General features: G+C 62.5%; 20 protein-coding genes. 2 read left to right on the forward strand and 18 right to left on the reverse strand.

Going from position 1 to position 20,919, the window contains the following annotated elements; genetic code table 11:
• Positions 1-81: 81 nt before the first annotated feature.
• Positions 82-2,445, forward strand: a complete 2,364-nt coding sequence (locus APH25_RS01605) for a penicillin acylase family protein (protein WP_060480847.1) — start codon at positions 82-84, stop codon at positions 2,443-2,445.
• Between the two features lie 35 nt (positions 2,446-2,480).
• Here the strand turns inward: APH25_RS01605 and APH25_RS01610 are convergent, their stop codons facing one another.
• The 18 genes from APH25_RS01610 to APH25_RS01695 all read right to left on the reverse strand — a co-directional run bounded on the left by APH25_RS01610 (position 2,481) and on the right by APH25_RS01695 (position 20,059).
• Entirely contained in the window at positions 2,481-3,353 is an 873-nt protein-coding gene (locus APH25_RS01610) for a transporter substrate-binding domain-containing protein (RefSeq protein ID WP_060480848.1), read from the reverse strand.
• The gene (locus tag APH25_RS01615) at positions 3,350-4,123 is read right to left on the reverse strand and encodes an amino acid ABC transporter ATP-binding protein (RefSeq protein ID WP_060480849.1); all 774 of its coding nucleotides are present in this window, start codon (positions 4,121-4,123) and stop codon (positions 3,350-3,352) included. Before APH25_RS01615 ends, APH25_RS01610 begins: the two co-directional genes overlap by 4 nt.
• Complete coding sequence (locus APH25_RS01620; RefSeq protein WP_060480850.1) at positions 4,120-4,779, reverse strand: amino acid ABC transporter permease; 660 nt, start codon at positions 4,777-4,779, stop codon at positions 4,120-4,122. Before APH25_RS01620 ends, APH25_RS01615 begins: the two co-directional genes overlap by 4 nt.
• Entirely contained in the window at positions 4,760-5,425 is a 666-nt protein-coding gene (locus APH25_RS01625) for an amino acid ABC transporter permease (protein WP_060480851.1), read from the reverse strand. Before APH25_RS01625 ends, APH25_RS01620 begins: the two co-directional genes overlap by 20 nt.
• A gap of 205 nt (positions 5,426-5,630) precedes the next feature.
• Entirely contained in the window at positions 5,631-6,416 is a 786-nt protein-coding gene (locus APH25_RS01630; protein ID WP_028632104.1) for a MetQ/NlpA family ABC transporter substrate-binding protein, read from the reverse strand.
• A gap of 175 nt (positions 6,417-6,591) precedes the next feature.
• Positions 6,592-7,422, reverse strand: coding sequence for a sigma 54-interacting transcriptional regulator (locus APH25_RS01635; RefSeq protein ID WP_060480852.1), 831 nt, complete (start codon positions 7,420-7,422; stop codon positions 6,592-6,594).
• Positions 7,423-7,485: 63 nt separating this feature from the next.
• Positions 7,486-8,067, reverse strand: a complete 582-nt coding sequence (locus tag APH25_RS01640) for an alpha/beta hydrolase (protein ID WP_060480853.1) — start codon at positions 8,065-8,067, stop codon at positions 7,486-7,488.
• A 214-nt stretch (positions 8,068-8,281) separates the two neighbouring features.
• Entirely contained in the window at positions 8,282-8,683 is a 402-nt protein-coding gene (locus APH25_RS01645) for a biopolymer transporter ExbD (RefSeq protein WP_028632107.1), read from the reverse strand.
• Between the two features lies 1 nt (position 8,684).
• Positions 8,685-9,404, reverse strand: a complete 720-nt coding sequence (locus tag APH25_RS01650) for a MotA/TolQ/ExbB proton channel family protein (RefSeq protein ID WP_060480854.1) — start codon at positions 9,402-9,404, stop codon at positions 8,685-8,687.
• A 32-nt stretch (positions 9,405-9,436) separates the two neighbouring features.
• Entirely contained in the window at positions 9,437-10,243 is an 807-nt protein-coding gene (locus APH25_RS01655) for an energy transducer TonB (protein WP_060480855.1), read from the reverse strand.
• A gap of 372 nt (positions 10,244-10,615) precedes the next feature.
• Positions 10,616-11,590 carry a sulfate/molybdate ABC transporter ATP-binding protein gene (locus tag APH25_RS01660; protein WP_028632110.1) on the reverse strand — a complete coding sequence of 325 codons (975 nt, stop codon included), beginning with the start codon at positions 11,588-11,590 and terminating at the stop codon, positions 10,616-10,618.
• A gap of 3 nt (positions 11,591-11,593) precedes the next feature.
• Positions 11,594-12,466, reverse strand: coding sequence for a sulfate ABC transporter permease subunit CysW (gene cysW / locus APH25_RS01665; RefSeq protein ID WP_028632111.1), 873 nt, complete (start codon positions 12,464-12,466; stop codon positions 11,594-11,596).
• An 11-nt stretch (positions 12,467-12,477) separates the two neighbouring features.
• Complete coding sequence (cysT, locus tag APH25_RS01670; RefSeq protein ID WP_028632112.1) at positions 12,478-13,296, reverse strand: sulfate ABC transporter permease subunit CysT; 819 nt, start codon at positions 13,294-13,296, stop codon at positions 12,478-12,480.
• 100 nt (positions 13,297-13,396) lie between these two features.
• Positions 13,397-14,404: a sulfate ABC transporter substrate-binding protein gene (locus APH25_RS01675; RefSeq protein WP_028632113.1), complete on the reverse strand. Its 1,008-nt coding sequence runs from the start codon at positions 14,402-14,404 to the stop codon at positions 13,397-13,399.
• A gap of 49 nt (positions 14,405-14,453) precedes the next feature.
• Positions 14,454-14,636 (reverse strand): sulfur starvation response protein OscA, encoded by a 183-nt coding sequence (gene oscA, locus APH25_RS01680; RefSeq protein ID WP_012274726.1) that lies wholly within the window; start codon positions 14,634-14,636, stop codon positions 14,454-14,456.
• 202 nt (positions 14,637-14,838) lie between these two features.
• On the reverse strand, positions 14,839-17,910 hold the full coding sequence (locus tag APH25_RS01685) for an efflux RND transporter permease subunit (protein WP_060480856.1): 3,072 nt from the start codon (positions 17,908-17,910) through the stop codon (positions 14,839-14,841).
• Entirely contained in the window at positions 17,907-18,974 is a 1,068-nt protein-coding gene (locus APH25_RS01690) for an efflux RND transporter periplasmic adaptor subunit (RefSeq protein WP_060480857.1), read from the reverse strand. The genes APH25_RS01685 and APH25_RS01690 overlap by 4 nt, the downstream gene beginning before the upstream one ends.
• On the reverse strand, positions 18,971-20,059 hold the full coding sequence (locus APH25_RS01695; RefSeq protein WP_060480858.1) for an efflux RND transporter periplasmic adaptor subunit: 1,089 nt from the start codon (positions 20,057-20,059) through the stop codon (positions 18,971-18,973). Before APH25_RS01695 ends, APH25_RS01690 begins: the two co-directional genes overlap by 4 nt.
• Positions 20,060-20,243: 184 nt before the next feature.
• On the opposite strand from APH25_RS01695, the gene APH25_RS01700 reads away from it, so the two are divergent.
• Complete coding sequence (locus APH25_RS01700; protein WP_060480859.1) at positions 20,244-20,699, forward strand: transposase; 456 nt, start codon at positions 20,244-20,246, stop codon at positions 20,697-20,699.
• The last annotated feature ends 220 nt before the right edge of the window (positions 20,700-20,919 follow it).

Here is a 20,919-nt window from a genome sequence, read left to right on the forward strand (position 1 = left end):
CCTGCCTGGGGGCTATGCTCTTTTCGCGAATGTGTCGATGATCGGACCACACAATCTGCCCAATCACTCAAAGGAGACTGCATGAAGCGCGGCCTGGCCCTGTTGGTTGTCGTTATCGCCCTGGCCGTCGGGGCTGGCTACGTATACGTACAGGGCAAACTGCCGCGCCGCGACGGCGAGGTAGCGGTTGCCGGCCTGCAGGCCCCCGTCAGCGTGCGTTACGACACCCGGGGTGTGCCGCACCTGCAGGCGCAGAACGAGCCTGACCTGTACCGGGCACTGGGGTACGTGCACGCCCAGGACCGGCTGTTCCAGATGGAGATCATGCGCCGCCTGGCACGGGGCGAGCTGGCTGAAGTGCTGGGTGAAAAACTGGTCCCTACAGATACCCTGTTCCGCAGCCTGCGCATCCGGGAACAGGCCACCCTGATGGCCCGGCGTCAAGACCACCAGGCTCCTGCCTGGCGCGCACTGCAGGCCTACCTCGCCGGGGTGAACAGCTGGCAGGCCAGCCACCCAAAGCCAGTGGAGTTCGACTTGCTCGGCATCAGCCCGCGCCCCTTCACCGCCGAGGACACCCTGAGCATCGCCGGGTACCTGGCCTACAGCTTTGCCGCCGCATTCCGCACCGAGCCTGCACTCACTTTCATCCGCGACCAACTGGGGCCTGAGTACCTGGGCATCTTCGACCTCGCCTGGCAACCAGGCGGCGCACTGGGCACGCCGCTGGCGGCTGCCGACTGGCGCAGCCTGGAAACCCTGGCCACGGTCAGCCACAACGCGCTGACGGCATTGGCGGTGCCGCAGTTCGAAGGCAGCAATGCCTGGGCAGTGGCTGGCAGCCGCACCCGCAGCGGCAAGCCGCTGCTGGCCGGCGACCCGCATATCGGCTTTGCAGCGCCGGCAGTGTGGTACGAAGCGGAGCTGTCGGCACCGGGTTTCAATTTGTACGGGTACTTCCAGGCCCTGAACCCTTTTGCCTTGCTGGGCCATAACCGTGATTTCGGCTGGAGCCTGACCATGTTCCAGAACGATGACATCGACCTGATCGCAGAAAGGCCCAACCCAGCCGATGCCCAGCAGGTACTGGTCAAGGGCCAGTGGCAGCCACTGGAGCACAGCGAACAGACCATCGCCGTCAAGGGCGGGCAGCCGGTCACCCTGCAACTGCGCCGGTCCCCCCACGGCCCGATCGTCAACGATGTGCTTGGGGAGTCGGCGGGCAACACGCCCATTGCCATGTGGTGGGCGTTTCTGGAAACCGAAAACCCCATTCTCGACGGTTTCTACCAGCTCAACCGTGCCGACACCCTGGGCAAGATGCGCCAGGCCGCCGCCCAGGTGCATGCACCCGGTTTGAACTTCGTGTGGGCCAACGCCCGTGGTGATATCGGCTGGTGGGCGGCTGCGCGCTTGCCGATCCGCCCTGACGGCGTGAACCCGGCATTCATCCTCGATGGCAGCAGTACCCAGGCGGACAAACTGGGTTTCTACCCCTTCAGCGCCAACCCGCAACAGGAAAACCCTGCCAGTGGGTACATCGTTTCGGCCAACTACCAGCCGCCGGGCGCCATGCCCATACCCGGCTACTACAATCTGCCAGACCGGGGCCGCCAGCTCGATCGCCTGCTGGCAGACACGCAAACACAATGGGACACCGCCAACAGCCAGGCCCTGCAGCTGGACACCTCCAGTGACTACGGCCCGCGCACCCTGGCGCCACTGCTGGCGACACTGCGCGCAGTAGCCGAGGGTGATGAGGAAAAGGAGCTGGTGGAACAGTTGGCGGCCTGGGAGGGCGACTACCCGCTGGGCTCCATCAACGCCACGGTGTTCAACCAGTTCTTGTATGAGCTGGCATTTGCCGCGATGCATGACGAACTGGGTGACGCCTGGTTCCCGGTACTCATCAGCACCCGAGCCATCGACGCTGCCTTGCCACGCCTGGCCGCCGACGCCGATTCCCCCTGGTGGAACACCCGCGGCGCCAGCCAGCCCACCGATCGCACCGGGGTTGTGCGGGTGGCCTGGCAACAGACGGTGCAGCACCTGCGCAAGGCCCTGGGCGACGACCCTGCCAGTTGGCAGTGGGGCAAGGCGCATACCCTCACCCATAACCACCCGCTGGGTGTGCAAAAGCCCCTGAACCTACTGTTCAACGTGGGCCCGTTCCCGGCCCCTGGCACCCACGAAGTGCCCAACAATCTATCGGCCAAGATCGGCCCCGCGCCGTGGCCGGTCACCTACGGCCCGTCCACCCGGCGCCTGATCGACTTCGCCGATGCCGGCCAGGCACTGACCAGTAACCCGGTCGGGCAAAGCGGCGTGCCTTTCGACAAGCACTACGCGGACCAGGCCGAGAGGTATGTGCAGGGGCATTACCAGAAAACACAGATGGGGGCTATTCCGGCGCACAGTACCTTGAGGCTCGTGCCTGGCGGTTGATCAGCGGGGCTGCTACGCAGCCCCGGCCAGCCCTTTCACCCCTGCCACTTGCCGCCTTCTACGATCACGCTCTCGGGCTTGGTGTCGTCGCTCAGCTCCTTGCGTACATATTGGTCATACAGTTTCAGCAGGAACTTCTCTTCGCCCAGCTTGGCCAGCTCGGCGTTCACCCAGTCGCGCAGTTCGGTATTGCCCTTCTTCACCGCCGGCGCAATGGGCGCCTCATCGCCCAGCAACTCAGGCAATACGCGGTAGCCCGGGTTTTGCTTGGCCCAGCTGAACAGGATCAGGTTGTCCTGGGCGTAGGCATCGCCACGGCCGGTGGCCAAGGCCTGGAGCGACTCGCTGTTCTTCTCGAACTTCAACAGCTTCCAGTCCGGATGATGCGTTGTCAGCCAGATATCAGCTGTGGTGCCCGTGGTGACGATAATGGTCTTGTCGGCCAGGTCGTCGAGTTTCTGCACCGGGCTGCCATCGGCAACAATGGCTTGTACCGCCACCCGCAAGTTGGGGTTGGTGAAATCCACGGCCTCTTTACGTTCGGGGGTCACGGTCATGTTGGCAAGGATCAGGTCCACCTTGTCGCTCTGCAGGAAGGGGATACGGCTGGCCGGCTCCACGGCAACGAACTCGACCTTGTTCTCGTCACCCAGCAGGTCCTTGGCCAGGCGACGGCCAATGTCGGTATCGAAGCCAACGTAGCGGCCCTTTTCGTCAACGAAACCGAACGGCGGCTTGTCGGTGAATACCCCGATGATCAGCTTGTCCCTGGCCTTGATGGTTTCCAGGTAACTGGTAGCCGGCGATGCCACACCGGGTTTGGGCGGCTCGTCGGCCTTGTTGCAGCCGGCGAGCAGGGCAAGGCCCAGGAGAGGTGCGAGCAGTTTGGTGAAGTGGGCAATTCTCATGACAGTTCCTTGTGCAATGTTTTCGGCAGGGTTGCTACGAAGGAGAATTTCTCCAGGAACTGCTGCGCGCGTGCGGTTTGCGGTTGGGTGAAGAAGCTCTCAGGGTCGCCCTGTTCAAGGATCCTGCCGGCCTCCATGAACACGATGCGGTCGGCCACCGCGCGAGCGAAGGCCATTTCGTGGGTAACAATCAGCAAGGTCATGCCGTCACGGGCCAGGCCCTGGATCACCTGCAGCACTTCCTTGACCATTTCCGGGTCGAGCGCTGCGGTGACCTCGTCGAACAGCATCACTTCGGGGTTCATGCACAGCGAGCGCACGATCGCGATGCGCTGCTGCTGGCCACCAGACAACTGCCGTGGAAAGGCGTCGCGCTTGTCCAGCAGGCCGACACGCGCCAGCAATGCCTCGGCCTGGGCCTGGGCCTCACCGCGTTCACGCCTCTGCACCTTCAACGGGCCCAGCAGCAGGTTATCCAGCACGCTCATGTGGCCAAACAGGTGGTAGCTCTGGAACACCATGCCGACACGCTGGCGAACCGCGCGCCAGTCCGTACCGGGCGCCAACAGCGCCTGCCCGGCAAGGCGCAACTGGCCGCTGTGGGCCTGCTCCAGGCCGTTGAGGCAACGCAGCAGCGTGCTCTTGCCGCAACCGCTGGGGCCGAGGATGACCACGACTTCCCCGGCGGCCACTTTCAGGTCGACGTTTTCGAGCACCTGGTGCTCACCGAAATACTTGTTGAAACCCTGAAATTCGATCAATGCGTTCATGAGTGGGCCCAGCGCCGCTCCAGCACGCGTGAAGCGGCCGACAGTGGATAACAGACGATGAAAAAGAACAGAAACAGCGCCCCATAGATGAGCACCGACTCGTAGGTGCGCTCGATGATCTGCTGGCCCGCCTTGATCACTTCGACCACGCCGATCAACACCGCCAGCGAACTGGTCTTGATGATCCGCGTGTAGATATTGATGGTGGGCGGGGTCATGCGCTTGAGCGCCTGCGGCAGCAGCACGTAGCCGTAAAGCTGCCACCCCGCCAGGCCGATCGACAGGCCCGCTTCACGCTGACCGCGTGGCAGTGATCGCAGCGCGCCGCGTACCACCTCGCCGACTTCACTGGCACCCCACAGGCCCAGTACCAGTACGGCGCACCAGAAGCTGGGAATGCTGATGGCAAAAAAGATCGGCAAGCCGAAGAACACCAGGTACAGCCACACCAGTACCGGGATGGCGCGAAACAGCTCCAGGTACACCTGCAGCGCGATATCCAGCACACGGCTGCCCAGGGTTGCCAGTACGCCGTACAGCACACCCCCCAAAGTCGCGAATACAATGCCCAGCGCAGAAATAGCCAGGGTTTGCGCGGCGCCTCCTGCCAGCTGCGGCAGCGCCTGGGTCAGCAGCTCAATTGCCGAACTGGCCATCTTGCAGCCTCCGTTCCACGTGACGCAGCAGCAATGAAAGGGGCAGGAACAGCAACACGCAGAGCAGCGTCAGCACCGTGAGCATTTCGTAGGTCTTGTAGTACAGGGCAATGTAGTTCTTGGTGGTGTAGAGGATCTCTGGCACCGCCACCGCCGATACCACTGTGGTTTCCTTCAACAGGAAGATGAAATTTGCGAACAGTGCCGGCAGGCTGAGGATGCCGGCCTGGGGCAGTACCACGTGGCGCAGCAACTGCCCTTCGGACAGCCCGATGGAGCGCCCGGACTCAAGCTGAGCCTTGGGGACGGCTTCGACACCGGCTCTGAGCACCTCGGTCAAGTAGGCGCCGCCCATGAAGGTCATGGTGATGATCGCGGCTGCAAACCCGGAAACCTTCACACCCAGGCTTGGCAGGGCGAAGTAGATGAAGAACAGCTGGATCAGCAGCGGTGTATTGCGTGCCAGTTCCACATAGGCTTTCACCAGCCGCCACAGGTAGGGAACACGCAGGACCAGCAAGCTGGCGTTGATCAGGGCAACCAGCAGTGACGTGGCAATGGCGATCAGGCCGACCTGCAACGTCACCCCAACGGCCTTGAGAGAAGTGGGTAGTGTGCTGAGGATGAAGGCGGTGTCGAGGGTCATGGGAGCATGTCTACAGGGTGCGGGGCGGCACGACAGATAGACTCTAATGCTCTAAAAGACTTTAGATAAATACCTTTATGGAATATACATAGTTTGCGTATGAAGGGGGGCCAAAGCGCCACCCGCAGCCCGCCCAATGCCCCAATAAATAAAAACGCCGACACATCAGTGTCGGCGTCAGGTCACACTACCAGCAGCAAACGCATCAGAACGCTGGCAGCACAGCACCCTGGTACTTCTTGGCGATGAAGGCCTTCACCTCGGGGCTGGTCAGGGCCTTGGCCAGTTTCTGCATGGCGTCGCTGTTCTTGTTGTCCGGGCGGGCTACCAGGAAGTTCACGTAAGGCGAGTCGCTGCCTTCGATCACCAGCGCATCCTTGGCCGGATTCAAGCCGGCTTCAAGGGCGTAGTTGGTGTTGATCATGTCCAGATCCACTTGGTCCAGTACGCGGGGCAGCATGGCCGACTCAAGCTCGCGGAATTTCAACTTCTTGGGGTTCTCGGCGATGTCCTTTGGCGTTGCCAGGGCATTTTTCGGATCCTTAAGGGTAATCAGGCCGGCCTTCTGCAGCAGCAGCAGTGCACGGCCGCTGTTGCTGCCTTCGTTAGGGATGGCGACCGTGGCACCTTCTGGCAGGTCGTTCAGGCTCTTGACCTTTTTCGAGTAGCCGCCGAAGGGCTCAACGTGCACGCCGATCACGGTTTCCAGGTGCGTGCCCTTGCCCTCGTTGAAGCTCTGCAGGTACGGCAGGGTCTGGAAGTAGTTGGCGTCCAGACGCTTCTGGTCTACCTGCACGTTAGGCTGCACGTAGTCGGTGAAGACCTTGATCTGCAGGTCCACCCCTTCCTTGGCCAAGGTCGGCTTGATCAGCTCCAGGATCTCGGCATGGGGTACGGGGGTTGCAGCAACCACCAGTTTTTCGGCGGCAGCGGCCAGGCCGGCGAACGACAGGGCGGCAGCCAGGGCGGTGGTCAGCAGGGTCTTCTTCATGGTGATCCTTGTTCTGAATGCGGGCCATCGGCGATGGCAGATGTGTGTGCCTACCGACGATTCAGCGGGCGCGAGGCGGACAATACCTAGATTTTTTATGCCGGAACAATATCTTTTAATTAGCTGCTTATTCCAAAATCAAAATGCCACCTACCCATTTGCTTATTAGCACCTGCTAACGCGCAGCGCTGGGCAAATCGAGGTCTTGAGGCAGGATCTCTTCCCCGTCGTTGACCAGCAAGGCGAAGTGGATGACGTTCTCCAGTTCACGGGTATTGCCCGTCCAGGGGTGGGCCTCGAGTAACTGCTGCGCCGCCTCGCTCACCAGCGGTACCGGCCGCTGCAGGCGAACGCTGTAGATCCCCACGAAATACTCGGCCAACGCCAGGATATCGCCGGGCCGCTCGCGCAAGGGTGGCAACTCCAGCGCACCTTCGCGCAAGTATTGATACAGGCGCTCATTGAACCGCCCGGCCTTGACCACCCGGGCCAGGTCGATGCTGGTAGCAGCCACTAGGCGGACATCCACCGGCTGCGGCTTCTGCGCGCCTACCCGCGTCACTTCACGGTTCTCCAAGGCTGCCAGCAGCTTGCCCTGTATGGTCAACGGCAGGTCAGCAATTTCGTCCAGGTACAGCGTGCCGCCGTTGGCCGAGCCGAACCAACCGGCGCGGCTACTGGCCGTGCCCCCCTGGCTGCCGGCGCTGTAGCCGAACAGCTCGGCATCGGCGTAGGTCGCACTGATGGCGGCGCAGTTGACCGAGACGAACAGGCCGCTGCGGTCACTGGCGCGGTGGATCTGGCGGGCCAGCAGTTCCTTGCCCGAACCTGTTTCACCCCGGATGAGCACTGGCAATGGCAGTGGTGCCAGGCGTTCCAGGTCCTCACGCAGTTGCTGCGAGCGGGGGTCGATGAACACCAGGGCCTTGGCACGAATGCTCAGGGGGCTCTTGTCCAGTTCGGGAAAGGTCAGCAGCGGCTGGCCAAACGGGTTTTGAAACGTCATGACAAACTCCCACACCGGCCCTGCTGGGCCCGGCTTCACGCCGACAATAAACAGAAAAGGCTGTCAGGCACGGCGCAGTGCGCGCTGCTCCACCCGGCTTTGCAGGCGGTACAGGTAAGCGAAACCGCCCTCCCAGCGCTCATGGCCTGACTTCACGTTGATGTGCCCCGCATTGCTCAGCAACCCCGCTTCGGCACCCCAGGCCTGAGCCAGCGACAGCGCCCGCGGTACGCTCACCGCCGGGTCGTTGTCGGAGCTGACGACCTGGCTTGGAAACGGCAGTGGCGCGCTTGGGATGGGCGCGAAGTTGCGCAGCGCCGCCGCGCAGGTTGGCCGCTCCACATCGGCCGGCGCCACCAGCAATGCCCCCCGTACCCGCCGTAGCAGGCCGGGGGTGGCTTGCGCGGCCCAGTGGGCAACCGTGATGCAGCCAAGGCTGTGGGCAATCAGGATAACGGGCGAGCGCTCGGCGGCAATCGCCTGCTCCAGCGCCTGCACCCAGTCCTGGCGTTGCGGGGTGAGCCAGTCGTGCTGCTCCACCCGCGCGCTGTTGGGCAGGGTGCGCTGCCAGTGACTCTGCCAATGGTTGTCTGGCGATCCTTGCCAGCCCGGCACAATCAGGTAACGAATTGACTCATTGCGCATGGGACGCCTCCAGGGGTGTTTGCGTGCTTGGAGACCAGTATAGGGTGGGGGTTATATTCGTAAAGGAATAAGAAGATATTTGTTAATAACAAAAAGTTTAAGCTGTGGAAGCGGGTTTACCCGCGAAGCCTTTTATCCACAGCGGGGCAAAAAAAAGGGCCATCCCCTGCCAAGAGATATGGCCCATAAGCATTGCCTGAAGAGGTTGATGGCATCAGCGCGCAGTGATGACCGCCAATTTGCTGATGCCGGCACGTTCGATGGCGGCCATGGCGCGCGCCACCTCACCGTAGTTCACGCCGTCGTCGGCCTGCAGTTGCACACGCAGGTCAGCGTCCTTGGCCTTGGCGGCCTTGAGGCTGCCTTCCAGCGCGTCAGGCTGGAGCTCGTCCTTGTTGATGAACAGCTTGCCGCTGCCATCGATGCTGACCACCAGCGGGTCCTTCTGCTCCACCGGGGCCACGGCCTCGGTCTTGGGCAAGTTGATGGGGATGGCATTGGTGAGCAGCGGTGCAGTGACGATGAACACCACCAGCAGCACCAGCATTACATCCACCAACGGCGTCACGTTGATTTCGCTGAGGACTTCGTCGCTGTCCTGGGTCGAGAACGCCATGTCAGGAGGCCTCCTTCACGGGCTGGGTAAAACCACCCTGAGGCTTGTGTACAGCCGGGTGTACCAATACGCGGAAGGCACTCTTCTGCGCCAGGCTGTAGAAATCGTGGGCGAAATCGTCCAGGTCAGCGGCTGTCAGCTTCAGGCGGCGCAGGAAATAGTTGTACACAAGCACCGCCGGCACGGCCACGGCGATGCCCACGCCGGTAGCGACCAGTGCAGCGCCTATGGGCCCGGCTACGGTTTCCAGGCTCGCAGAGCCCGCCGCACTGATGCCCTTGAGCGCCTCCATGATGCCCCACACGGTGCCAAACAGGCCGATGAAGGGTGAGGTACTGCCGATGCTCGCCACCACCGCCAGGCCGGTTTCCAGCGAACGCCGCTCACGCACGATCTGCTGGCGCAGGGCCCGCTCCAGGCGGTCCTGGTGATTGATGGCGTGGCTCAGGTCACTGGCCTGGGCATCGCCCACCGCGATGGCAGCGTAGCCGGACTGCGCCACCCGTGCCGCAGGGCCTGGCAGCTCGTGGCTGAGCTCGGCAGCCGAGTCCAGGCTGGATGCCGCCCAGAATTGTTGATGGAAGCGTTTGTCCTGATTTTTCAGGCGCACGAACTGCAAGGTTTTCACCAGGGCCAGGCCCCAGGTGACAACGGAAAAGCCGACCAGCAGCCAGATGACGGCGCTTTCTACGGACTCGAGAGGGGATGCCAGCACGCTCATGGGATGTCTTCCTGTGTTCTGCAAAGGGGGAGTTAACGAAGCTTGAAGTCGATGGGCACACTGACCCAGCCGGTCTGGGCAACGTCCCCCTGCTTGGCGGGGACGAAGCTCCAGCGCTTGACTGCAGCCAGGGCTGCGGCGTCCAGCGCATCACGGCCACTGCTTTTCTGGACCTGAATCTGCCCGGGCTTGCCGCTGGGCAGCACCTCTACACGCAACAGCACCGTGCCTTCCCAGCCCCGCCGTTGGGCCATCTGCGGGTAGTCCGGCGCCGGGTTCTTCAGGTACGCAGCGTTGGCCGAGGCCGGGGTAACCGGCGCAGGCGCAGGTGGCGCGGGTGTGGCCGGCGCCGGGGGGGCGACCGGAGCTGGTGGTGGAGACTCCACCGGCTTGGGCTTGGGTGTCGGCTTGGGCGCCTGCTTCACCACGGGTTTGGGCACGGACTTGGGTTTTGGCTTGGGCTTGGCAGCCAGCTCGTCAATCACAGGCGGCGGTGGTGGTGGCTCGACCAACGGCGGTGCAGGTGCAGGCGGCGGGGGCTCGACCACAGGCGGTGCGGGTGCCGCAAACTCGATGGTCATGGGCGGGACCTGTGGCGGCACCACAGGCAGCTCGGGTGTGGGTGCTTGGCTGATCCAGTAAGCAGCAGCGCCGTGCAAGGCCAGCACCAGCAGCGCCAAGGCCAGTTTGTCCCGCCGTTTGAGGCCGCTGACGGGTGAGCGTTGCAGGCGCAGTTGGCCAAGGGGAAGACGCGCAGTGCGTCCAAGCTCGACCAGTTCGCCCGGTGCTGGGCGCCATGGCAGGTCGTAGGCCCTGACGGCCGAGTGGGCATTACCCATTGATCAAACTCCTGGGGCTGGATTCAGGTGAGTGGCTGAATCATCCGGCCAGAGGTATATCTCTGAAAGTAATGTTTAAATTTATTGTTATAACTTTATTGAATATTTATTTGGTAGGGTTGCGCGAAGGGCCCGGTTTTACGGGGCTTTGCAGGCGGGGGTTGGAAATGATGCAGCGCAGGCATTAAAACTATTCGTCAACGGCATGGAAGATGCCACTGTAGGAGCGACCGCTAGGTCGCGATGGGTCTGTAGGAGCGACCGCTAGGTCGCGATGGGCTGCATAGCAGCCCTAAGGGTATAACCCGTGCGCAAAACCGTACGGGGCTGCTGCGCAGCCCATCGCGACCTAGCGGTCGCTCCTACGCGCCCCTACAACGGCAGCTTCGGCCGGAAGAAAAGGGTTTCGCCACGGGCCAGGTCGGTCAGGCTGTCGTGGTCCTTGACCACTTCGGCCTCGATCAGGTCGCTCTGCCCTTCCACCTTCAGGGTGACCCGCGTGGTGGCACCCAAGGGCCGGATGTCACGCACCTCGGCGGCCTGATGCCCTTCGGTTTCGTGCCGCGACAACGACACTTCGTGCGGGCGGAACAGCACATGGTGGCCTTCGCTCAATGCCAGGCGGTTCGAATCACCTAGGAAGTGGTAGACGAAGTCGTTGGCCGGTTGCTCGTACACCTCACCTGGCGAACCGATCTGCTCGATCACGCCCTTGTTCATCACCACGATGCGGTCAGCCACCTCCATGGCCTCCTCCTGGTCATGGGTGACAAACACCGACGTCAGGTTGATGTCCTCGTGCAGCCGTGCCAGCCAGCGGCGCAGCTCCTTGCGCACCTTGGCGTCCAACGCCCCGAACGGCTCATCCAGCAACAGTACCTTCGGCTCCACCGCTAAAGCGCGGGCCAGGGCGATACGCTGGCGCTGGCCACCTGACAGCTGTTCCGGGTAGCGGTCGGCCAGCCAGTCCAACTGCACCATGTTCAGCAGTTCATGCACCTTCTCGGCGATGCGGCTTTCACTCGGGCGCTCGCCCTTGGGCTTCATGCGCAGCCCAAAGGCGACGTTGTCGAACACGCTCATGTGGCGGAACAGCGCGTAATGCTGGAAGACGAACCCCACGTTGCGGTCACGCACGTCGTGGCCGGACACATCCTCGCCATGGAACACGATGCTGCCTTGGTCCGGGGTTTCCAGGCCGGCAATGATGCGCAGCAAGGTGGTCTTGCCGCAGCCCGACGGGCCAAGCAGGGCGACCAGCTCGCCACTGTTGATATCCAGGTTGATGTTGTCCAGGGCCTGGAAGCTGTTGAAGCGCTTGCTGACGTTACGAACTTCGATCGACATGAATCATTCCTCCGCGGCGCTGTGGCGCAGGCGGTTAATACGGTTCTCGCTCCACTGCTTGAGCAGCAGGATGAAGAGCGCCAGGATCAGCAACAGGCTGGCCACGCTGAAGGCCGCCACGTGGTTGTATTCGTTGTAGAGGATCTCCACATGCAGCGGCAAGGTGTTGGTCACACCGCGGATATGGCCGGACACCACCGACACCGCGCCGAACTCGCCCATTGCCCGCGCGGTACACAGCACCACGCCGTAGATCAGGCCCCATTTGATGTTGGGCAGGGTCACGTGCCAGAACATCTGCCAGCCATTGGCCCCCAGCAAACGTGCGGCTTCCTCTTCCTGCGTGCCCTGCTCCTGCATCAGCGGGATCAGCTCACGGGCCACGAACGGCACGGTGACGAAGATGGTGGCCAGGACGATGCCCGGCAGGGCGAAGACGATCTGGATGTCGTGGTCCTGCAGCCACGGGCCGAGCAGGCCCTGGGCGCCGAACATCAGCACGTAGACCAGGCCGGCGATTACCGGCGATACCGAGAACGGCAGATCGATCAGGGTGACCAGGATGCTTTTGCCACGGAAGCTGTACTTGCTGACGCACCATGCCGCGCTGACGCCGAACACCAGGTTGAGCGGCACCGAGATCGCCACTGCAAGCAGGGTGAGCCGCAAAGCCGCCAGTGCGTCGGGTTCGAAGATGGCTTCGAAGAAGGTGCCGAAACCGTTTTTCAGCGCCTGCGATACCACAATCACCAGCGGCAGCAGCAGGAACAGCGCGAACACCAGCCAGCCAAGGCCGATGAGCACCCGGCGCGAGGTGGCGCTGCCGCGGCGGGCGGCATTGGCAGCGGCGGTTGCATTCAGGGATGAACTGGACATGCCGGCCTCCTTCAAGGGGTTTCGATGCGGCGCTGCAGCAGGTTGATCAGCAGCAGCAGGATGAAGGAAACCACCAGCATCAGCACGCCGATGGCAGTCGCGCCGGTGTAGTCGTACTGGTCGAGCTTGACCATGATCAGCAGTGGCAGGATCTCGGTTTTCATCGGCATGTTGCCGGCAATGAAAATGACCGAACCGTACTCACCCACGCCACGGGCAAACGCCAGGGCAAAACCGGTGAGCCAGGCTGGCAGCAATGCCGGCGCCAGCACATGGCGGAACACTTGCAGCGGCTTGGCACCCAGGCACGCAGCGGCTTCCTCGACCTCGCGCGGAATGTCGGCCAGCACCGGCTGCACCGTGCGCACCACGAACGGCAGGGTGACGAAGGTCAGCGCCAGGGTGATGCCCAGTGGGGTGTAGGCGATCTTGAAACCAAGGTCGGTGGCGAACTGGCCGACCCAACCGGCCGGCGCGTACAGGGCGGTCAGGGCGATACCGGCAACCGCGGTGGGCAGGGCGAACGGCAGGTCGATCATGGCGTCGATGATCTTGCGGCCAGGGAAGGTGTAGCGCACCAGCACCCAGGCCAGCAGGGTGCCGATCACGCCGTTGATGATGGCCGCGAACAGAGCAGTGCCGAAGCTCAGCTTCAACGCGGCGATCACTCGCGGCGCGCTGATGATGGTCCAGAACTGCTCCCAGGTGAGCTGGGCGGCATGCACGAACATGGCGGCCAGCGGTATCAGCACGATCAGGCTGAGGTACACCAAGGTGTACCCAAGCGTCAGCCCGAAGCCGGGTATGACGGGGGAAATGCGACGTGACATAAATATCCCTGGTTGAACGCACGAGGCCCGGCAGTCATGCCGGGCCGGTGCTGGCTTTCGATTCTGGGGCTGTCACACAGCCCCGCATCATCCTGGCCGCTTACTGTGCCTGATAGATCTGGTCGAACACACCGCCATCATTGAAGAACTTGGGTTGCGCAGTCTTCCAGCCACCGAAGTCCTTGTCGATCGTCACCAGGTCCAGTTTCGGGAACTGCTTGCCGAACTCGGCCGCGACTTTCTCATCACGCGGGCGGTAGAAGTTCTCGGCGGCGATCTTCTGCCCAGCCGGGCTGTACAGGTGTTTCAGGTACTCGGTGGCAATTTCCGTATTACCCTTTTTCTCGGCGTTCTTGTCCACCACCGCAACCGGTGGTTCAGCCAGGATCGACAGGGACGGCACCACGATGTCGAACTTATCGGCGCCGCCGTCTTCCTTCAGCGCCAGGAACGCTTCGTTTTCCCAGGCCAGCAGCACATCGCCCTGGCCATTGTTGACGAAGGTGATGGTGGAGCCACGCGCCCCGGTATCCAGCACCGGCACGTGCTTGAACAGTTCCTGCACATAGGCTTTGGCTTTCTCTTCGCTGCCACCGGTTTTCAGGCCATAGGCCCAGGCCGCCAGGAAGTTCCAGCGTGCGCCGCCGGAGGTCTTCGGGTTGGGCGTGATCACCGAGACGTCTTTCTTGATCAGGTCGCCCCAGTCCTTGATGCCCTTGGGGTTGCCCTTGCGCACCAGGAATACGATGGTGGACGTATAGGGGGTGCTGGCATCGGGCAGGCGCTTCTGCCAGTCCTCGGGCAGGGTCTTGCCCAGTTTCGCGATTTCGTCGATATCACCGGCCAGGGCCAGGGTTACCACGTCGGCACGCAACCCGTCGATCACCGCACGGCCCTGCTTGCCCGAGCCACCGTGGGACTGCTGGATTTTCACCTTGTCGTCCGGGTGGGACTGCTGCCAGTGCTTGATGAATTCGGCGTTGTACTGCTGGTACAGCTCACGGGTGGGGTCGTAGGACACGTTCAGCAGTTCGTAGTCCTTGGCGACGGCGGAACCGGCAAAAACAGCGCTGGCCAGGGCGGCGAGTGCATAGCGGCGGATGGACATGGTGAAGCTCCCGATTGGCATTTTTCTAGTTCTGAAGGGTATGGCGGGTTCAGCTGGGCTTGTTGCCAGGCTGTTGCAGGCGGAATTTTTCCTTGCGCTCGATCTGCACCACCTGGGCGTTGTGCACGGTGATCTCCACCGCACCGAAACGCAGGTCGCGCAGGGCGCTCTGGATTTCCCGCAGGATGGTGGCTTCGTCCTGACCGTCGATACTGCGCAGCGATGCACTCATGCTCGTTCTCCTTGGAGTGAGGTGCCGGGCTGAGAGATGGGAAGGGGAATGCGCCTGGCTTGAGGGCAATAGTAGTGAGGCGGGGATATTCTTAAAAATACTGTTTAAGAATGTTTATATAACCGAAAATATTAGGCCGCTTTTCAGGTGAGAAACCTGATCCCTGTGGGAACGGGCTGGCCCGCCCCCACAGGTTTTCATGTCAGGTTGGGCGCTGTCCTTGCGTAGTATTTTCAGGCTCGCGGATCTTGTACCACGCCACATACAGCGCCGGCAGGAACAACAGCGTCAGCAAGGTGGCGACGATGATGCCACCGATCATGGCGTAGGCCATCGGCCCCCAGAACACTTCCCGGGCAATCGGGATCATGCCCAGGCTCGCGGCGGCTGCCGTCAGCAGGATCGGCCTGCGACGGTGGTTGGTAGCCTCCACCACGGCGTCCCACGGCGAGAAGCCCTGCGCTTCGAACTCGTCGATCTGCGTCACCAGAATCACCGAGTTACGAATGATGATGCCTGCCAGCGCCAGGATGCCGAGAATCGCCACGAAGCCCATTGGCGTACCCGTGGGGACCAGCGCCAGCACCACGCCAATCAGCCCCAACGGTGCCACGCTGACCACCAGGAACAGCTTCTGCACGCTGTGCAGCTGAATCATCAGGAAGGTCGCCATCAGGAACAGCATCAGCGGCAGCACCTTGGCGATCGGGCCTTGCGCCTTGCCGCTCTCCTCTACCGTGCCGCCGGTTGCCACCTCGTAACCGGTCGGCAACTCGCTGGCGAATTTCTCGATATCGGGTTTCAGTTGCGCCACCAGGTCGGTCGGCTGGATATCGCCATTGACCGACGCCTTGAGGGTAATGGTGGGCTTGCGGTCACGGCGCCACACCAGCGGTTGTTCCAGCTCGTAGCGCACCGTGGCGAACGCCAGCAGCGGGATGGAGGTGCCGCTGGGGGTGAGGATCTGCAGGTTCTGCAAGGTGTCCGGCGAGCCACGCTCGCTGTCCACGGCACGGGCGACCACGTCGATCAGGTAGATATCGTCGTTGACCTGGGTGACCGGCACACCGGTGACGATGCTGTTCATCACGTTGGCCACGTCTTCCGAAGACAGCCCCAGCTGACGTGCCTTGTCCTGGGCGATCTCGATGCGCAGCACCTTACCGGGCTCGTTCCAGTCGTAGATCATCTCGCCAACATTGGGGTTCTTGTCCAGCAACGTAGCCAGTTCGATGGCGTGCTTGCGCACCTGGTCGATGTCCTTGCCACTGACCCGGTACTGGATGGGGCGGCCAACAGGCGGGCCCATCTCCAGTGACTGCACGTTGGAACCAATGCCCACGAAGTCTTCACGCAGGCGCTTCTGCAAGCGGGCGATCAGCTCGCCGCGCTGCTCCAGGCCTTTGCTGACGATGACCAACTGGGCGTAGTACGGGTTCTGCAACTGCTGGTCCAGCGGCAGGTAGAAGCGCACCGCGCCCTCGCCGATATAGGTGCTCCAGTGGTCGATGTCTTCATCGTCCTTGAGCGTCGCTTCCAGGCGGTCGACCACCTTGCGCGTCTCTTCGATAGAGGCGTTCTGCGGCAGGTTGAGGTCGACCAGGATCTCCGGGCGGTCCGAGGCCGGGAAAAACTGGTTCTGCACATAACGCATGCAGAACACCGACAGCGCGAACAGCACCACCGTGCCGATGATGGTCAGCCAGCGGTGGCGCATGCTCCACAACAGGCCATGTTCGAAGGCGCGGCCTACCCTGCCCGGCTGGTTGTCGTGGGCTTTCATTTTCTTGGCATTGAGAATATGCACGCCGAGCACCGGTGCGAAGAACACGGCCACCACCCAGGACACCAGCAACGCCACGGCAATCACCGCAAACAGGGTGAAGGTGTATTCCCCAGCCGAACTGGCATTGAGGCCAATGGGCACGAAGCCTGCCACGGTCACCAAGGTGCCGGTGAGCATGGGGAATGCAGTGGAGGTGTAGGCGAACGTGGCCGCCTGCTCCCTGGTCTCGCCCATTTCCAGGCGCGTGACCATGACCTCCACGGTGATCATGGCATCGTCCACCAGCAACCCCAGCGCGATAATCAGCGCCCCCAGCGAGATGCGCTGCATGGTGATGCCGCTGTACTCCATGAACACGAACACCATGGCCAGCACCAGCGGTATCGAACACGCCACCACCAAACCGGCGCGCACGCCCAGGCTGACGAAGCTTACCGCCAGCACGATGATCACCGCCTCGAACAGCGCACTGGTAAAGCCGCCGACCGCCTTCTCGACCACCACCGCCTGGTTGGACACCGTGTGCACGTCAACGCCTACAGGCAGCTCATGGGTGATGCGCTGCATGGTCTCTTTGAGCGCTGTACCGAACACCTGGATGTTGCCGCCTGCTTTCATGCCGATGGCCAGGCCCAGTGCCGTTTGCCCGTTGTAGCGGAACATCGGTGACGGCGGGTTGCTGTAGCCGCGCTCCACATCGGCGATATCCGCCAGCCGGAAGAAGCGGTCGTTGATGCGCAGGTTGACGTTCTGCAGGTCTTTCTCAGAGGCAAACTGCCCGGTGGTGCGCACCGATATGCGCTCTGGCCCGGCTTCGATCACCCCGGCCGGCGTTACCGTATTCTGTGCCTGCAACGCCTGCATCACCTGGCGCTGGTCGATACCCAGCGCAGCCAACTTGCGCGTGGAGAAATTCAGGTACAGCACCTCGTCCTGAATGCCGACCATCTCGATCTTGCCGATGTTGGGCACTTCCCGCACTTCGGCCCGCGCCCGCTCCACGTAGTCGCGAAGCTGGCGCAAGCTGAGCCCGTCGGCGGTAAAGGCATAGATGGAGCCAAACACGTCGCCGAACTCGTCGTTGAAGCCAGGCCCCTGGATGCCATCGGGGAAGTCACCGCGGATGTCCTGGATCTTCTTGCGCACCTGGTACCAGATCTGCGGAATGTCGCCGGCCTTGGTGGTGTCGCGCAGGTAGACGAATACCGTCGACTCCCCGGGGCGCGTGTAGCTTTTGGTGTAGTCGAGCGAGTCCAGTTCCTCGAGCTTCTTCTCGATGCGGTCGGTGACCTGCAACAGGGTCTCGTCCTGGGTAGCGCCTGGCCAGCGGGTCTGGATGACCATGGTCTTGATGGTGAAGGACGGATCCTCCTCACGGCCCAGGTTGAAGTACGAGAAGATGCCCATCAGCAGGCCAACGAACATCAGGTACCAGACGAAAGACTGATGCTTGAGCGCCCACTCGGACAGGTTGAAGCTTCCTTTCATTGCGCGTCCTCGTCGAAGGCGACTTTCTGGCCAGGCTTGAGGCTGTTGACGCCGGCGATCACCACTCGCTCGGCAGGCTGTACGCCGGCGGACACGATAATGCTGTCGCGGGTGCGGTCGATCAGGGTCACATCGCGCAGAGCAACGGTTTTTTGCTGCGGGTCGATGACCCACACCTGGGTTTTGCCCTCGCGCTCCATCAATGCGGTGGCGGGCAGTTCGCTGCGGGGGGTGACCTGCGAGCTCAGGGTGACGCTGATGGCCGTACCCAAGTGAAACGCCGCAGGGGTACTGGCCAGGGTCAGCCGCGCACGGCGGGTACGGGTGGTGGCATCGGCCCTGGGTTCCAGCTCGCGCAAGGTGGCTGTGGTGCTGAGCGCAGGGTCAAGCTGCGAGGCGACGATGAAGGTCAAGTCGGGGGTCAACTGCTCGGCAACGCCGATTGGCAAATCGATCACGGCTTCCTTCACATCGGGCCGGGCCAATGTGACCACGGCCTGGCCGGCGGTAACGGTTTGCCCCGCTTCGGCCTGCCAACCGGTGATAACGGCGCCGTGATCACTGCGCAGGGTACTGTAGCCCAGCTGGTCACGGGCCTGGTTGACCGAGGAACGGGCCTGTTCCAGCGACGCACCGGCGGTTTTCAGGTTGGTCTGCGCAATGTCCAGCTGCGCCTGGGCCCCCACGCCCCGGTCGTACAGCTGCTGCTGCCGACGGGCATCGGCCTGAGCGTTTATCCATTGCGCCTGAACCCGGGCCAGGTCACCCTCGGCTGCGCGCAGTTGGTTCTGCTGGTCGGTCGGGTCCAGGGTGGCCAGGGTGTCGCCAGGCCTGACCTGTGCGCCTACATCCAGCCACCTGCGGGCGATACGGCCGCCGACACGAAAGCCCAGGGTGCTCTCATAACGCGCCTCGATCACCCCGGCGAACCGGCCCAGCAAGGCTTCCACCTGGGGCTGCACCACCACGGACAGTACCGGGCGGACCGGATCGGCGGGCGGCTCATCTTCACTGCAGCCGGCCAGCAGCAGGCCTGCACACATCATCCACAGCAGCGGTTTCATAGCGGGCTCTCCGCAGCATCGGCTGCCACCTTTTCCACCTGCATGCCGGGGTGCAGCAATTGCCCACCGGTAACTACCACGGTTTCGCCGCTTTCAAGGCCCTTGCCGATCACCACCTTGCCGGTGAGATAGCGGCTGACTTCCACTTCACGCAACTGCACCTTGTCGCCCTCGCCTACCACCCATACCGCTGGCTGCTTGATGCCCTTGGTCAAGGCCGACCAAGGCAACGCCACGCTGGATTTGCCCCGGCCCTGGGTGCTGACCGTCACCGGTGCCCCCAACTGCATGGCCGCCGGTACATCCTTCAGCCCGACCTTCACCTGCACTGTGCCGCTCTGGGCAGAAACGGTCGGCGTGATCTCACGCACGGCGCCCCGGGCCTGCACCTTGGGGTCGTCCAGCAGGCTTACCACCACGCTGGCATCGCTCGGCTGGGCTGCCAGCAGGGATTCGTAAACGTTGAACACGGCATCGCGGTCGCCGTCACGGGCCAGGCCGAAAATCGGCATGGTCGCCTGCACCACCTGCCCGACTTCGGCCTGGCGCTCGGTGATTACACCGTCCGCTTCAGACACCAGCGCGGTGTAGCTCAACTGCTCGTTGGCATTGGCCAGTTGTGCCTGGGCGGCCTTGAGGGCGCTCTGGTTGCTGCGCAGGGCGGCCTCGGCGGCGTCGTATTCACTTTGGCTGGTATAGCCCTTGGGCAGGAGTTTCTGTTGGCGCACAAAAGCGGCTTGCGTCTGGGTGACCCGCGCCTGGGCAGCAAACACCTCGGCCTTGGCAGAGGTGACGTTGTTCTGCAGGTCTTTAGGGTCCAACCGCGCCAATACCTGGTTGGCCTTGACATGGTCCCCCACATCCACGCTGCGCGAAATGATCTTGCCACCCACGCGGAACGACAGGTCCGTCTGCACGCGCGCCTGTACATCGCCGGTCAGGGTGACCCGCGCAGCGAAGTCGGCAGGCTGCACCTGCTGCACGCCTACCCTGGGCAGCATTGGCGGCAGTTCTTCCTGGCTACAGCCGGCAAGCGCACACAGCAGCCCCAGGCCCACAACCGATAGCGCACGCGTCAACGTCATGCAGGCTCCTTTCTTGCGCGCAAAAGATTCTTGGCATGCGACTGTTAGCGTAGGTCAGGGTTCGATAAAGATCATCGACATGTTGCTTGCCTCGTACCTGGCCATATTCAGAAACCCTCTACTTCGCGCCGGCTCCTGGCCTGCACTAACTTGAACGGTGAACCACCCTGCAAGGAAGAACAGATTGCCCAGGGCCAACTCCCAGCTGCTTCGTCGCGGCCGTTTCTCAGAACCTGGCAGGCTGTATCTGCTGACCACGGTCACCCACGGGCGTGAGCCCCTCTTTCACAATTTCGCTCATGCGAGGCGGGTCATCCAACATATGTACCAGTCGGACAAGGAGCAAAGCTGTCGTTCCCTCGCCTGGGTGTTGATGCCAGACCACTTGCATTGGCTCATACAATTGGAGAACGCAACGCTAGGTACATTGATGCGCAGGTTTAAATCCAGGTCCAGTCGCGCATTACACCAGGCAGGGCTTGAGCATGATCCAGTGTGGCAACCTGGGTATCAGGATCGAGCTCTGCGACGGGAGGAAAGCATCGTGCATGTGGCCCGGTACATCGTCGCCAACCCCTTGCGGGCTGGCTTGGTAAGGCGTGTCGGGGACTATCCACACTGGGATGCGGTATGGCTCTGAGTCATGACTTCAGGCATTCGCGGGTAAGCCCGCTCCCACAGTGGCACCCACACTGCTAGTCAGAAAAATTGCCCAGTCCTTGTGGGCGAAACTTTCTTCCACAAGATCTCAAAGCTGGCGCAATCACTGTGGGAGCGGGTTTACCCGCGAACACCGGCGAAGCCGGTGCCATGCACCGCGCTGCCTGCTTCGCGGGTGAACCCGCTCCCACAGGATGGGG

Origin of the sequence: Pseudomonas sp. NBRC 111119 (genome assembly GCF_001320125.1) — a bacterium.
GTDB lineage: Bacteria > Pseudomonadota > Gammaproteobacteria > Pseudomonadales > Pseudomonadaceae > Aquipseudomonas > Aquipseudomonas parafulva.

Excerpts from the sequence above, each read along its gene's own strand:
- APH25_RS01660 (WP_028632110.1), bottom strand. The coding sequence starts at position 11,590 with ATGTCGATCGAAGTTCGTAACGTCAGCAAGCGCTTCAACAGCTTCCAG.
- APH25_RS01690 (WP_060480857.1), bottom strand. The coding sequence starts at position 18,974 with ATGAAACCGCTGCTGTGGATGATGTGTGCAGGCCTGCTGCTGGCCGGC.
- APH25_RS01695 (WP_060480858.1), bottom strand. The coding sequence starts at position 20,059 with ATGACGTTGACGCGTGCGCTATCGGTTGTGGGCCTGGGGCTGCTGTGT.
- APH25_RS01635 (WP_060480852.1), bottom strand. The coding sequence starts at position 7,422 with ATGACGTTTCAAAACCCGTTTGGCCAGCCGCTGCTGACCTTTCCCGAA.
- APH25_RS01640 (WP_060480853.1), bottom strand. The coding sequence starts at position 8,067 with ATGCGCAATGAGTCAATTCGTTACCTGATTGTGCCGGGCTGGCAAGGA.
- APH25_RS01615 (WP_060480849.1), bottom strand. The coding sequence starts at position 4,123 with ATGAACGCATTGATCGAATTTCAGGGTTTCAACAAGTATTTCGGTGAG.
- cysT (WP_028632112.1), bottom strand. The coding sequence starts at position 13,296 with ATGTCACGTCGCATTTCCCCCGTCATACCCGGCTTCGGGCTGACGCTT.
- cysW (WP_028632111.1), bottom strand. The coding sequence starts at position 12,466 with ATGTCCAGTTCATCCCTGAATGCAACCGCCGCTGCCAATGCCGCCCGC.
- APH25_RS01620 (WP_060480850.1), bottom strand. The coding sequence starts at position 4,779 with ATGGCCAGTTCGGCAATTGAGCTGCTGACCCAGGCGCTGCCGCAGCTG.
- APH25_RS01650 (WP_060480854.1), bottom strand. The coding sequence starts at position 9,404 with ATGAGCGTGCTGGCATCCCCTCTCGAGTCCGTAGAAAGCGCCGTCATC.
- APH25_RS01655 (WP_060480855.1), bottom strand. The coding sequence starts at position 10,243 with ATGGGTAATGCCCACTCGGCCGTCAGGGCCTACGACCTGCCATGGCGC.
- APH25_RS01645 (WP_028632107.1), bottom strand. The coding sequence starts at position 8,683 with ATGGCGTTCTCGACCCAGGACAGCGACGAAGTCCTCAGCGAAATCAAC.
- APH25_RS01630 (WP_028632104.1), bottom strand. The coding sequence starts at position 6,416 with ATGAAGAAGACCCTGCTGACCACCGCCCTGGCTGCCGCCCTGTCGTTC.
- APH25_RS01675 (WP_028632113.1), bottom strand. The coding sequence starts at position 14,404 with ATGTCCATCCGCCGCTATGCACTCGCCGCCCTGGCCAGCGCTGTTTTT.
- APH25_RS01610 (WP_060480848.1), bottom strand. The coding sequence starts at position 3,353 with ATGAGAATTGCCCACTTCACCAAACTGCTCGCACCTCTCCTGGGCCTT.
- APH25_RS01625 (WP_060480851.1), bottom strand. The coding sequence starts at position 5,425 with ATGACCCTCGACACCGCCTTCATCCTCAGCACACTACCCACTTCTCTC.
- APH25_RS01605 (WP_060480847.1), top strand. The coding sequence starts at position 82 with ATGAAGCGCGGCCTGGCCCTGTTGGTTGTCGTTATCGCCCTGGCCGTC.
- oscA (WP_012274726.1), bottom strand. The coding sequence starts at position 14,636 with ATGAGTGCATCGCTGCGCAGTATCGACGGTCAGGACGAAGCCACCATC.
- APH25_RS01685 (WP_060480856.1), bottom strand. The coding sequence starts at position 17,910 with ATGAAAGGAAGCTTCAACCTGTCCGAGTGGGCGCTCAAGCATCAGTCT.